The 12,800-nt window shown below is 67.0% G+C and carries 11 protein-coding genes, 1 pseudogene and 1 riboswitch; of the genes and pseudogenes, 8 read left to right on the top strand and 4 right to left on the bottom strand.

The window, feature by feature from the left end:
- Positions 1 to 23: 23 nt before the first annotated feature.
- A complete protein-coding gene (locus ACQKIE_RS06950) occupies positions 24 to 215 on the bottom strand; it encodes a hypothetical protein (protein ID WP_427457207.1) in 192 nt (63 codons plus the stop codon).
- Between the two features lie 118 nt (positions 216 to 333).
- Between ACQKIE_RS06950 and ACQKIE_RS06945 the strand changes: the two genes are divergently transcribed.
- From ACQKIE_RS06945 to ACQKIE_RS06925, 5 genes are all read left to right on the top strand, one after another.
- Positions 334 to 1,257, top strand: coding sequence for a LysR substrate-binding domain-containing protein (locus ACQKIE_RS06945; protein ID WP_427457205.1), 924 nt, complete (start codon positions 334 to 336; stop codon positions 1,255 to 1,257).
- A 270-nt stretch (positions 1,258 to 1,527) separates the two neighbouring features.
- Entirely contained in the window at positions 1,528 to 1,707 is a 180-nt protein-coding gene (locus tag ACQKIE_RS06940; RefSeq protein WP_427457203.1) for a hypothetical protein, read from the top strand.
- A 152-nt stretch (positions 1,708 to 1,859) separates the two neighbouring features.
- Entirely contained in the window at positions 1,860 to 4,487 is a 2,628-nt protein-coding gene (mgtA, locus tag ACQKIE_RS06935) for a magnesium-translocating P-type ATPase (RefSeq protein WP_427457201.1), read from the top strand.
- Between the two features lie 92 nt (positions 4,488 to 4,579).
- Complete coding sequence (locus tag ACQKIE_RS06930) at positions 4,580 to 5,065, top strand: hypothetical protein (RefSeq protein WP_427457199.1); 486 nt, start codon at positions 4,580 to 4,582, stop codon at positions 5,063 to 5,065.
- 93 nt (positions 5,066 to 5,158) lie between these two features.
- The gene (locus ACQKIE_RS06925; RefSeq protein WP_427457197.1) at positions 5,159 to 5,653 is read left to right on the top strand and encodes a hypothetical protein; all 495 of its coding nucleotides are present in this window, start codon (positions 5,159 to 5,161) and stop codon (positions 5,651 to 5,653) included.
- Between the two features lie 45 nt (positions 5,654 to 5,698).
- Here ACQKIE_RS06925 and ACQKIE_RS06920 read toward each other — a convergent pair whose 3' ends face one another.
- The 3 genes from ACQKIE_RS06920 to ACQKIE_RS06910 all read right to left on the bottom strand — a co-directional run bounded on the left by ACQKIE_RS06920 (position 5,699) and on the right by ACQKIE_RS06910 (position 8,708).
- Entirely contained in the window at positions 5,699 to 7,531 is a 1,833-nt protein-coding gene (locus tag ACQKIE_RS06920) for a diguanylate cyclase (RefSeq protein ID WP_427457195.1), read from the bottom strand.
- Positions 7,532 to 7,540: 9 nt separating this feature from the next.
- Entirely contained in the window at positions 7,541 to 7,819 is a 279-nt protein-coding gene (locus tag ACQKIE_RS06915; protein WP_427457193.1) for a hypothetical protein, read from the bottom strand.
- Between the two features lie 94 nt (positions 7,820 to 7,913).
- Positions 7,914 to 8,708: an SAM-dependent methyltransferase gene (locus tag ACQKIE_RS06910; protein WP_427457191.1), complete on the bottom strand. Its 795-nt coding sequence runs from the start codon at positions 8,706 to 8,708 to the stop codon at positions 7,914 to 7,916.
- A gap of 137 nt (positions 8,709 to 8,845) precedes the next feature.
- Here ACQKIE_RS06910 and ACQKIE_RS06905 point away from each other — a divergent pair.
- The 3 genes and pseudogenes from ACQKIE_RS06905 to ACQKIE_RS06895 form a co-directional block, all read left to right on the top strand.
- A pseudogene (locus ACQKIE_RS06905) lies at positions 8,846 to 9,946 on the top strand (acyltransferase family protein); the annotation flags it as partial.
- Positions 9,946 to 10,179: riboswitch (cobalamin riboswitch) on the top strand. (Overlaps the previous pseudogene by 1 nt.)
- Before the next feature lie 81 nt (positions 10,180 to 10,260).
- Entirely contained in the window at positions 10,261 to 12,177 is a 1,917-nt protein-coding gene (btuB, locus tag ACQKIE_RS06900) for a TonB-dependent vitamin B12 receptor (protein WP_427457189.1), read from the top strand.
- A gap of 25 nt (positions 12,178 to 12,202) precedes the next feature.
- Positions 12,203 to 12,784 carry a hypothetical protein gene (locus ACQKIE_RS06895; protein ID WP_427457187.1) on the top strand — a complete coding sequence of 194 codons (582 nt, stop codon included), beginning with the start codon at positions 12,203 to 12,205 and terminating at the stop codon, positions 12,782 to 12,784.
- Positions 12,785 to 12,800: the final 16 nt, after the last annotated feature.

The raw sequence follows: 12,800 nt of genomic DNA, 5'->3' as shown, positions 1-12,800 counted from the left end.
GCCAGGTTCAGAGGGTGTGTCCGTCAGCAGCAGGCGGCACAGGCCGGGTCGAGGGGTGCGGTGCGGGGCGAGGACTCCGGCCGCAGTGCCGCGGGGGCGTCGGTCGAGCGCGCTCCCGCGCCGCGGTCGTCGTCGCCCCGACCCAGGCGCAGGACCAGTTCGCGGTCGACGATGTGGCCGTGCATGAAGGCCAATCCGGTGAAAATCGGTGCCATGACAACCTCTCAGTGGGAGCGTCGCGAACACTTGCGACTACAGGGGAAGTGCAGGGTGCCCGTTCCGCGGGGCGCCAAAAAGCGATATGTTTGCAACCCGGTCTTGAGGATTTTTCACATGTCCCGGTTGCCGCTCGGTCTGCTTCAGGGGTTTGTCCTGGTCGCCCGGACGGGCAAGCTTTCGCGCGCCGCGGAACAGCTGAACCTCACGGTCAGCGCCTTGAGCCACCAGATCCGCAACCTCGAGGAGCGCCTTGGCCGCTCCCTGTTCGACCGCGGTCCCCGCGGCGTCACGTTGACCGCGGAGGGTGCGGGCCTGCTCGACGCCATCGGGCACCACTTCGAAGGCATCGAGCAGGCACTGGGTCGCTACCAGGGGCGTCAGCAGGACGCGGTGAAGGTGAGCGTGCTTCCGTCGGTGGCGTCCAGTTGGCTCGTGCCCCGCCTGCCGCGCCTGGTGGGCAAGCATCCGGAGCTGGAGCTCAGCCTCCACTCCTCGGTCTCGATCGTCGACTTCGACACCGAGCCCACTGTCGACGTCGCCATCCGCTACGGTCTCGGTGCGTGGGCGCGCACGAAGGCCGACAGATTGTTCGACGAGTACATCGTCCCGATCGCCAGCCCCTCGCTGGTCCGCCGCATGGGTGGGCTGCCGGACACGTCGCTCGCGGGCTGGCCGTTGCTTGGCGATCCCTCGGGTCGATGGAACAACTGGTCCGAAGCCTTCGGCATGCCGCTGCCCTCGCGCTACGTCGCCCGCTTCGACAACACCGAGCACCTGCAGCGCGCGGTGCTCGAGGGCATGGGCGTCGCCCTCGGGCGCCTCGTCATGGCCCGCTCGCTGATCGAATGCGGCGCGCTCACCGTGCTGTGCGATGAACGCCTGCGTGTCGCGGAAGCGTATTACCTCGTTTACCCAAAGCGCTCCGAGGCGCACAGCGGCGTCTCCCGCTTCCGCGAATGGCTGCTGGGTGAAGCGAAGGAATACGAGGCCGGGCTCGGGGACGGCACCCGCCTTGGCGTCGAACGATACCTGCCCTGAACAGGGGCGCTTGACCGCCTTACGCTGCGGCGCGACAATTCACCGGCTACCACGCGGTGTCTCGCGTGGCGGCATCCTCCTTAGCTTATCCAGGCATATGGACGTCTACCCTAGTCGACGCGCCGGCTCCCGCACGCATCGGGTCCCGGCGCTGGCAAAACTCATCGCCCGCGGCGACCGCACCCGGTCGGCCGGCGCTTTCCTCCGCTAGGGAAAGTCCGGCTCTCCTCGTCCGGAAGCCGTGAGCTTCCGTTATTCGAGGATTGAGCCATGAACCTCCAGCTCGACAAGAACGGTCCGCGCATGTTCGGCCGTCGTCTCGCTTTCGCACTCGCTCGTCGCCGTGCCACCGGCCCGGTGCCGGCCAAGCGCACGATCACCGTCCCGCGCTCGCTCGATGCGGCCGAAAGCCCGGCGAAACCCGTGGATGGCAAACTCCCGCGGCCATGAACTGCGACATAGACACGACGGCGCGGCCCTCGCCGCTCACCGCTCATCCCCCAAGCGACACCGACCGTCGGCTCCGCGCCGGCGCGCCTGCTCTCGGCTGACGCCGACGAGCGCTCGCGCCCTCCGGACCGGGTCCGGAAAGGCAGCGAGCCATGAAGATCCACACCTCGCAGGCGGCCGTGGCCGCCAAGACCGGCGCCAGTGCCATCGCGGATGCGTACCGTCCCGCGGGCGACCTGCTGCGCGCGCTCGACGCACGTCCCGACGGTCTCGACGAAGCGGCCATCGCCGAGCGCCTTGATCGTGACGGCATCAACGAAGTGGGCCACGAGAAGCCGCCGCACTGGTCGATGCAACTGCTGCACGCCTTCCGCAGCCCCTTCATCATCGTGCTGCTGGTGCTCGCGGTCGTGCAGCTGCTTACCGAGCCGGACGACTACACGGGCCCGGTGATCGTCGCGGTGATGGTCGGCATCAGCGTGCTGCTGTCGTTCACCCAGGAATTCCGCTCGTCGCGCGCCGCCGAGTCGCTGAAGGCCATGGTGCGCAATACCGCCACGGTCACCCGTCGCGCGGAAGATGGCCATGCCGAGCGCATCGAGGTGCCGGTGGAGGAACTGGTTGCCGGCGACATCGTGCACCTGGGCGCCGGCGACATGGTGCCGGGGGACCTGCGCCTGCTCGCGGCGAAAGACCTGTTCATCAGCCAGGCCATCCTCACCGGCGAGTCGATCCCCGTGGAAAAGGCGGCGCCCAACGCGACGACCGCAGCCGATCCCTCCGTCGGTCCGCTGGACCTGCCGACCGTCTGCTACATGGGCACGAACGTGGTCTCCGGCACGGCAACCGCGGTGGTCCTGGCCACGGGCCCGCGCACCTACCTCGGCTCCCTGGCTCGTACGCTCTCGGGCGAGCGCGTGCAGACCAGCTTCGACCGCGGCATTTCCTCCGTGAGCTGGCTGCTGATCCGCTTCATGGCGGTGATGGTGCCGGTCGTGTTCGTGATCAACGGCTTCGACAAGCACGACTGGGTCGAGGCCTTCATGTTCGGCCTCTCGGTCGCCGTCGGCCTCACGCCCGAGATGCTGCCGCTCATCGTCACCGCGAACCTCGGCAAGGGCGCCATCGCGATGTCGAAGCGCAAGGTCGTGGTGAAGCGCCTCAACGCGATTCAGAACTTCGGCGCGATGGACGTCCTCTGCACGGACAAGACCGGCACGCTCACGCTGGACCGCATCGTGCTCGAGCGCCACGTCGATCTCGCCGGTAACGACTCGGACGAGGCGCTGCAATACGGCTACCTCAACAGCCGCTTCCAGACCGGCCTGCGCAACCTCATGGACAAGGCCGTGCTCACCCACCGCGATCTCGAGGCGACCGCGCGTCGCTTCCGCATCGTCGACGAGATCCCGTTCGACTTCCAGCGCCGGCGCATGTCGGTGGTGGTGGCGGACGGGGAGGGCGAGCAGCTTCTCGTGTGCAAGGGCGCGGTGGAGGAGATGCTGGCGATCTGCACGCAGGCGCGCACCGGCAACGTCGTCGAGGCGATGACGGAGGACAAGCGCGCCGCGATCCGTTCGATGACCCGCCGCCTCAACGAGGACGGACTTCGCGTGCTGGTCGTGGCGATCCGTCGTGATCCGTCGAGCGATCGCGCCTATGGCGTCGCCGACGAATCCGGACTCACCGCCGTCGGCTGCCTCGCCTTCCTCGATCCGCCGAAGGATTCGGCCGCCACCGCCATCCAGGCGCTGCGGCACCACGGTGTCGCGGTGAAGGTCATCACCGGCGACAACGAGGCGGTGACGCGGAAGATCTGCGCCGAAGTGGGCCTCGACGTGGATGCGTCGGCGCAGGGCCGCGATATCGAGCAACTCGACGACGAAGCACTGGACGCGATGGTCGACCTGACCACCGTATTCGCCAAGATGTCGCCCGTGCAGAAAGCGCGCGTGGTGAAATCGCTGCAGCGGCGCGGCCACACCGTCGGCTTCCTCGGCGACGGCATCAACGACGCACCGGCGCTGCGTGAAGCCGACGTGGGTATTTCAGTGGATACCGCCACTGACATCGCCAAGGAGTCGGCGGACATCATCCTGCTGGAAAAGAACTTGATGGTGCTGGAAGAGGGCGTGATCGAAGGTCGCGTCACCTTCGGCAACATCATGAAGTACATCAAGATGACCGCCAGCTCGAACTTCGGCAATGTGTTCAGCGTGCTCGTCGCCAGCGCCTTTCTGCCGTTCCTGCCGATGCTTCCGTTGCAGATCCTGGTGCAGAACCTCCTTTACGACCTCTCGCAGTTGTCGATTCCCTTCGACCGCATGGACGAGGAGTACCTGCGCCAGCCACGTAAATGGGACGCTGGCGACATCGGTCGCTTCATGGCGTGGATCGGGCCCGTCAGCTCGGTGTTCGACATCACCACCTTCTGGCTCATGTGGCACTACTTCGGTGCGAACGACGTGGCGCACCAGTCGCTGTTCCAGTCCGGCTGGTTCATCGAGGGCCTGCTTTCGCAGACGCTGGTGGTGCACATGATCCGCACGCGGCGCGTCCCGTTCCTGCGCAGCATGGCGTCGGCACCCGTGCTGGCGCTTACCGGTACGATCATGGTCGTGGGCATCATCATCCCGTACACCGGCCTGGGTACGCGTATCGGCATGCAGCCGCTGCCGGGCATTTACTTCGCGTGGCTTGCGCTCACGCTGGCGAGTTACTGCGTGCTGACGCAGGTGGTGAAGACCCTCTATATCCGCCGTTACGGTCGCTGGCTCTAGCGAGTATCGCCACGCCGGGACATGGGCGTCGCTGGACAGACGGGCGCGGCGGCAACGGGTTTCATACGTGCTCCCATGATGGAGACACGCCCATGTACCGCTTTTCCTTCGCTGCCGCCCTGTTCATCGTTCCCGCCGCCTGCCTCGCCCAGGTCCCAAACTCGGTGCCGCCGCGCTACGTCGATGCCATCGACTGGCCCGCGCATGAAGCGGGCCTGGAGAATTTCGCCCTGGCCGAGGAAATGCTCGCGCTCAGTTTCGACAGGCTTTGCAACGACACCTTCTGCGAGGGCCCCTACGGGAACCTGCGCCCGATGCAACTGAGTTGCTCGGTGGACGCCGCCAAGGGCACGCTGAAACAATGCCTGTGGATCTTCGCGGGCAGCGCCACATCCGTGAACGCGGCAACGGGGGCCGTGCAGGTCTCGGCCAAGATATTCAAGCGCAAGCTCCAGCTCGCCCGCAACACGCCGGTGGCGTCGTTCTACGATGTCATGCAGGGCGGCGAACTGCTCAACGAGAAGCTCCCCATGACACGTCGGACGGTCTATGAGAACCTCGTGGGCTGCTTACCGTGATACGACGGCTTACACAAAGGCGCGGGCGTCGGCGAGCAGACGCGATCCGGGGATGAGGGTCTCATACGTGCTCCTTACCACGGAGACAACCGCATGATCCGAAAGACCCTCGCCGCAAGCCTTTTCGTCCTCACCGCCGCCGGTTTCGCCGGCACCGCATTCGCCGCCGCGGAGCCGGTCGCCCAGCGGTACGTCGATGCCGTCGATTGGCCGGCCCACGAGGAAGGCATGAGTCGCTTCTTCGCCGCCGAAGCAAAACTGGTCGCCGGCTTCGACGCCGTCTGTGGCGACACGTTCTGCGAAGGCGAATACCCTAACCTGCGCGCCATGGAACTGCGCTGCTCGGTGGACGCCACGAAGTCGACGCTGAAGCAGTGCCGGTGGACCTTCGCCGGCAGCACGGCCAGCGTGAACAACAAGACCGGTGCGGTGACGACCACGGCCAAGCTCTTCAAGTGCAAGCTCATGCTCGCCAAGAACACGCCGATCGAGTCGTTCTACGAAATGGTGAATGGGGAAGACCCGCTGAACGCGAAGCTTCCGATGTCCCGTCACTCCGTCTACGACAGCATCAACGGCTGCCTGTAGTGATGCCGGCATCCGTCCCGCCACGTGCGGGGCGGGTGCCTTCGGTCAGGGCCGCGCCAATCCGAATGGCTGTTCGGTCCGCGTGGCAGCCATCGGGGGTGGCGCCTTCGCCGTCGCATGTTCCTCCATGGCGACCACGACGCGGTCGCGTCCCGTCGATTTGCCGCCGTAAAGTGCCTCGTCGGCCACGACGAGCAGGCGATCGAGGTCGTGACCGTGACGCAGCGTGCATGCAACGCCGAAGCTCGCCGTAACACGCGCGCTCGACGGGCCGCCGGCGGGAGGGGCGGCGATCCCTGCACGGATAAGTTCGGCACGCTTCGCACCGGCGGCCTCGTCGATGCCCGGGAACAGGATCGCGAATTCCTCGCCGCCGAGACGCCCGAACACATCGTCCTGGAGCAGATGGTCGCGGCATTCGGCCACCACACGCAACAGCACCCAATCACCTTCGGCATGGCCGTAGGTGTCGTTCACCAGCTTGAAGTGATCGAGGTCGAACAGCACGAGACACGACGGTTTGCCCGTCTTTTGCGCCGCGAGCAGCACCTGCTGCGCCCGTTCGACGAAATGCTGGCGATTGCAGATCCCGGTCAGGCTGTCACGGCGGGCCATGCGCATGAAGCGCAGCTGCGAGCGCTTCGTGCGCGCGAGCCACAACCCGATAGTCGCCAGCACCGTCAGGAGCAGCACGATATAGAGGCGGCTGGTTTCCACGGCGCGGCGGTCCACTTCGCGCTGCAACTGGAGGATCTGGTTCTGCCGGTCGAGCGCGTCGGCCTCCATGCGGCTGGAGGTGAGCTGCTGTTTCACCATCTGGTAAGCGAGCGCGCGCGCGCTCACATCGTCCAGGTAACCCTTGTCGGCCTGCATGTACCGTTCGAGCCATTGCACCGCGGTTTCAAAGTCGCCGCGCTGCCTGGCGATCAGGAACAACGTGCGCAGCGCCGCGGCCAGCGGCTCGGAGTAGTCCTTGCCCGGCGCACTCTTCACGGCGGCATCGGCGTATTTCTCCGCGGCAGCGGCGTCGCCCACATCCCACCAGGCTTGCGCGAGCAGCGATTCCACTTGCGACGTGAGGCTCGCGTAGCTGTCGCGCAGGACCGCGGGGTAGTTCTTTTCGAGGATATCGATGGCATCGCGCGGGCGTTTGTCGCGGATGGCCGTGTCGGCCACGTCCGCTCGCAGCGCATTGGCGATCAGGTTTTCGCTGGCGGCCTCGCAATCGGCGATGCCCTTCGCGTAACGTGGATCGTTTCCATCGATGCGCTTGCCGCGAAAAAGCGAGTGCAGCTTGATGAAGGTGCCCTTGCATGCGCTGTCGCCGGCGGGCGTGCTCTGGATCATGCGGTCCGCGTATTCGGCGGCGAGGTCGTATTGCCCCGCCGTCGCGAGCATCTGCGCCGCCTCGCCCAGTCCTTGCAGTCGCGCTTGCGGATCGGTCACGCTCGGCAGCATGTCGGTGAGATCCGAGAGCCGCGAGAACGCCTCCTCGTAGCGGTGGCCGATGCCCAGGATGTTGATCAGCGTGGCCGTGGCGCGGAACCGCAACACCTTGTCGGGTGAACTTCCGACGACGGTTTCCAGGAGCGGCACGGCGGTCTCATAGTCGCCCGCGTATGCCACCTGCCACGCTTCGAGGTAGCGGAGATGGGCGCGCTGCTTGTCGGTCAGTGTGGCCGCCTCGTGTCCGAGACGGGTGACCGTTTCAACGAATTTCTGATGGTCCGACGTCTTGTTCGCGTCGGCCCAGGCCAGGGTCGCGGTAGCGTTCTCGCCCGGTTGGAGCTGCGCAATGGCGACGCCGGCATGGCCAGCCAGGGCGAGCAGCGCGATCGCCAGCCGGCAGCGGTGCACGACGCGACCCACGATGCCCATCGGGGATGCTTACGCCTGGTACTGCGCGAGACGAACGGTGGCTTCCTCGTCGTCCTTGCGTTCCTGTTCCGGGTCCGGATCCTCTTTTTCGCGATCGAGCTGGATCCCGTAGAACGTGCGGGGGGCAAGCCTGGCGCGGAGCGTGTCTTCGTCACCGGCAAGGATTGCCGCCGCGAGGTCTCCCTCGACCCCGGAGGCGGTGAGTTCGCGGGTCAGCTCGTCGGCGCCCGCGGCACGCAGCGCGGCGTCGGCGCCCATGCGCTCCAGGAAATCGATGACGTTGGACATGTGTTCCCCTGTCGATGGCGCCGGACACCTCCCAGGTCCCCGTACGCCCTCCGATCATAGCGCGGCGGACCCGCCTGTCGGTGAAGATTGTCGTTCAGGACGCCCGGGCGAGCGCCGTCAGCCGGTCACGTATGGAGGGATCGGGCTCGAGGGCACGGCACGGTGGTACCGCGAGGGTATCGGACGTGCCCAGGGTGGTCTCCGGCAGGGTGGCGAGGGCGATGCGCTCGATGCGTGGATCCTGGAAGGGCAGGGTGGCCGCCCGGTAGACGATGACGTCGTGCTGCACCGGGTAGTGTCTTGCCAGGACGTCCGCGAGCACCGCGAGTCGCCGCGCGTCGGTGTCGAACCGCCCGCCGGTGAGGTCGCCGGCGATGCCTGCCTGCCAGAGCAACAACCAGGCGGAGGTGTCGACCACGCGGCGGTAGAGCATGAATTGCGTCGCTTCGAAATGCTGGCAGCCGACCCGGCCAGGATCTACGCCGAGATCGGCGTAGAGGCAGTCTTCCGACGATACCCCCGGTTCCATCCGGGCGACGTAACCCTCCTCCCGCGCTCGTGCCACGGCCTCGTGCGGTGCCTGTGCGAAGACGCCGGGATGGCCGTAGAAGACCCCACAGACCCGCCGGCCCGCACGGACTTCGCCAAGCATGGCGTCGACCATCTCCCGGTACGTCTCCTGGCGCGGCTTTTCCTCGCCGTACAGTGGCTGCAGGCTGCGCACGTCGCCGTGCATCCGGCGTACCCACTGTTCGACCAACCCGTCGGACACGCCGACGAAAACGACATCGGCCGACGCGATATGGCTGCGGGCCAATGGCGTGATGTGGGACCCGAGCGTCATGCCCACGCCCACGCAAGCGAGCGACCCGCGCGCCGTATTCGCCATTCGTCGTGCCCCGATGCCATCCCCGATGCGCCATCGTAGCGTCCGAGGCCCCGGCGTGCCCGCGAAACGCCACGACCCGGGCCCGAACATGGCCTTGGGGTGGCTCAGTATCTCGCCACCGACAAGGGGAGATATCGATGCACAGGACGCCAGGGCTGGACACGCTGCGCGCGATCGCGATCGTCTGGGTGATGCTGTTCCACAGTTTTTACGTCGGAGGCCTCGGCGAGGGCTACGGTGGGCTCGAACGCTCCGGCTGGATGGGCGTGGACCTGTTCTTCGTGCTCAGCGGTTACCTCATCGGATCGCAGGTGCTGGCATCGTTGCAGGCGACCGGGCGCCTCGATGTCGTGGGTTTCTACCGGCGCCGCGGCGTGCGCATCCTGCCGGCCTTCCTCGTGGTGTTCGCCATCTACGCGCTCTTGCCCGACTGGCGCGAAACGCCGGGCATGCAGCCGTTGTGGCAGTTCCCGACATTCACCTTCAACCTGCTGTTCGATACCAGCGACAACTACGCGTTCTCCCACGTCTGGTCGCTATGCGTCGAGGAGCATTTTTACCTCGCGTTCCCCTTCCTCGCCTTCGCGCTGACGCGCCGGCCAGCGGTCTGGAAGTTCGTCGCGGTGTGCGCCGTCGTAGTCCTCGGCGGCATGGTCCTGCGTGCCTGGTTGTGGACGCACGTGGTGGCGCCGGTGCAAGCGGCGGGCGGAAATGCCGGACTGGCATACCTGCGCCACCTCTACTACCCGACGTGGTCGCGCCTCGACGGACTCCTGGCTGGCGTCGTACTGGCGGCGTGCCGCGTCTACCGGCCGGCGATCCTCACGCGGTTGCGGGCACACACGACGAGGCTGCTTGTCACGGGCCTGGTCCTGCTCGCGGCATCGCTCGTCATGTTCGACGGCGCACGGACCGCGTTCTGGCCCTGCGTCATCGGGTACCCGCTGCTTTCGGCGGCCATGGCTGTCTTTGTCATCGCGGCGAGCGGAGGGACGTGGCTGGCCCGGCTCCAGGTTCCCGGCGCGGGCTGGCTTGCCGGTACCTCTTACAGTCTCTACCTCAGCCACAAACTCGTGTTCGCGCTGGTGGAAAGGGGCCTGGACGGACGATGGGCCGACGACCGCTACCTGCGTTTCGGCCTCTTCGCCGCCGCGACCCTCGCCGGCGGCGCCTTGCTGCACTACGCCGTGGAACGGCCGTTCCTGCGCTGGCGCGACCGGCGCGTTCCCGCTTCGGCTACACTGTCGCCGCCCAAGGTGATCCAAGGCGTCAGCGCCGCGGATTGAAACGGGAATCCGGTGACGCGCGCGGTCTCCATGCCGCCGCCATTCCGGAGCTGCCCCCGCAACGGTAGGCGAGCAAGAGGACGGCATCCAGCCACTGTGCCCTCGAGGCATGGGAAGGCGCCGCCCGGCAGGCCCCACGGCCTGCGCTCGCGAGCCCGGAGACCGGCCTCGAGGTACACCGGACAGGCGGAGGGCCATGTCGTGGGTGGCCGTCGAGCACGCCCCGCCGGCAATCCCGCATTCCCTGCTCCCGTCCCTCGCCATTCATGCCGCGCGGGTTGGCGCGGTCAGCAGGGAGTTACACCGTGTCGTTTCGTTCCTCCACCCTCGCGGTCGCCATCGCGACGGCCTTCCTCGTGCCCGGCGTGTCGTTCGCCGCCGACGCTTCCACGGACCTGGACAAGGTCGTGGTCACCGCCAGCCGTACCGAGCAAGCGCTGGGACAGGTGCTTGCCGCCTCCACGGTGCTCGACCGCGCGGACATCGAGCGCCTGCAACCGCGCTCCCTGGCCGACCTGCTCGGCAGGACGCCCGGTGTCTCGATCGCCAACAATGGCGGGCCCGGCAAGGCCACCTCCGTCTTCATGCGTGGCACTGAATCCGACCACGTGCTCGTGCTCGTCGACGGCGTGAAGGTGGGTTCCGCCACCTCCGGCACCGCAGCCTTCCAGGACATCCCGGTCGACCAGATCGAGCGCATCGAGATCGTGCGCGGGCCCTACTCGAGCCTGTACGGATCCGATGCGCTCGGTGGCGTGATCCAGATCTTCACCCGCCACCCCGACGGTGCCTTCGTACCGAATGCCTCCATCGGTGTCGGTAGCTACGGCACCGTGCGCGGTTCCGCCGGCTTCGCCGGTCGCGGCGCGCAGGGTTGGTACTCGGTCGAAGCAAGCCACGACCAGACCGATGGCATCAATGCCTGTCGTGGCAAGCCCAGCCCGGGCGGTGGCGGCTGCTTCACGTACGAGCCGGACAAGGACGGCTATCGCAACAACGCGCTGTCGTTGAAGGGCGGTTGGCGCTTCGACGAACAGTGGGATGCCGACGCCAACGCGACGCGCACGGAAGGCCGCAACCACTACGACGGCACGAGCAGCAACTTCGCCGAGTCCGCGACCCAGGTGCTGGGCGGCCGACTGCGCTACAAGCCCGCGCAGGAGGTCGTGGTGACGGCGAACCTCGGCCGTAGCGACGACCTTTCCACCGACTACGAGAACGGGACGTACGCCGATACGTTCAACACGCACCGCGACCTCGCTTCGGTGCAGGCGGACATCGGCCGGGTCGCCGGTGGCGCCGGCCTCACCACGGTGGGCTTCGATTGGCAGCGCGACCGCGTCGTGGGCAACACCGATTACCTGGTCGACGCGCGACGCAACCATGCGTTGTTCGCGCAATGGCAGGGCGAGTTCGGCGACAGCTCCGTGCAGGGCAGCCTCCGTCGCGACGATAACAGCCAGTTCGGCGGCAAGACGACCGGCAGCCTGCAATACGGCTATGCGCTGACGACGACCCTGCGCGTCACCGGCAGCTACGGCACCGCGTTCAAGGCGCCCACGTTCAACGATCTCTACTATCCGGACTACGGCAATCCCGACCTCGGTCCCGAAACGTCGCGGAACTGGGAGCTGGGACTGCGCGGCACCCCTGGCTGGGGCGGCTGGTCGCTCAACGCGTTCCAGAATCGGATCGACAACCTGATCGTGTTCGACGCCAGCCTCAGCGGACCGCTGTTCCCGTTCGGCGGCGCCAACAACATCGCGCGCTCGCGTATCCGTGGCGTCGAACTGGCGGCCGATACGACGCTGGGTGAGTGGCGCCTTTCAGGGAACGCGACCTGGCTCCAGCCGGAAGACGAGACCGATGGCCCGACGCACGGGAACCTCCTGCCGCGGCGCGCCCGCCGTAGCGCCAACCTCGACGTCGATCGCAACTTCGGTGCGTTGAGCATCGGTGCCGGGCTGTCGGCCTCGGGCTATCGCTACGACGACACCGCGAACGCGCACCGCCTGGGCGGCTACGCGCTCACCGACCTGCGCGCGGCCTACGCGTTCGCGGATGCCTGGAAGGTCGAGTTGTCGGCGAACAACGTGTTCGACCGCCACTACGAGACCGCCCGCTATTTCAACCAGCCTGGTCGCAACTGGCTGCTCACGTTGCGTTACCAGCCCCGTTCCTGATCCGCACACTCCCGGAGATTCCGCGATGAAGCCTTTGTCACGCCCCCTGTTCGCCGCCGTCGCCGCGCTGTTCGCGCTGCTCATGATCGCCACGCGTTTCAACCACTTCGGCGACGCGTTGCACCTTCCCGACGCGTCGATGGCCCTGTTCTTCCTCGGCGGCATCTACCTGCGTAAGCACCTCGCCTTCCTCGCCTTCGTGGTCCTCTCGGTGCTGGTGGACTGGTACTCGGTGAGCTATGCCGGCGTGAGCGATTTCTGCATCACGATCGCGTACTCGTTCATGCCGCTCGCGTACGCCGTGCTCTGGTATGCGGGCCGCCTGCTCGCGCCGCGTTACAACGGCTCGCTGGCCTCGCACGCCCTGGTCTTCGCGGGTCTGCTCGTGAGCGCCACGCTCTCGTACGCGGTATCCAACGGTGCCTTCTACTGGCTCGGCGGCCGGTATGCGGAGCCGAACATGGCGCAGTATGTACAGCGCTTCGCCCAGTGGGCGCCGCTCTTCGTCCGCGCGGCCGCGGGCTATGTGCTGACCGCGCAGGTCGTGCAGGCGCTGGTATTCCGCTTCGCGCCCAGCGCCACCGGCGATCGGGCCGCGCAGGCATGAGCGACGCCACGCCCTG

The sequence above is a fragment of the Luteibacter sp. NPDC031894 genome (assembly GCF_050273135.1).
Lineage (GTDB): Bacteria > Pseudomonadota > Gammaproteobacteria > Xanthomonadales > Rhodanobacteraceae > Luteibacter.
The sequence above is the reverse complement of the archived record's forward strand: the minus strand, read 5'-3'. Positions and strand labels throughout refer to the sequence as shown.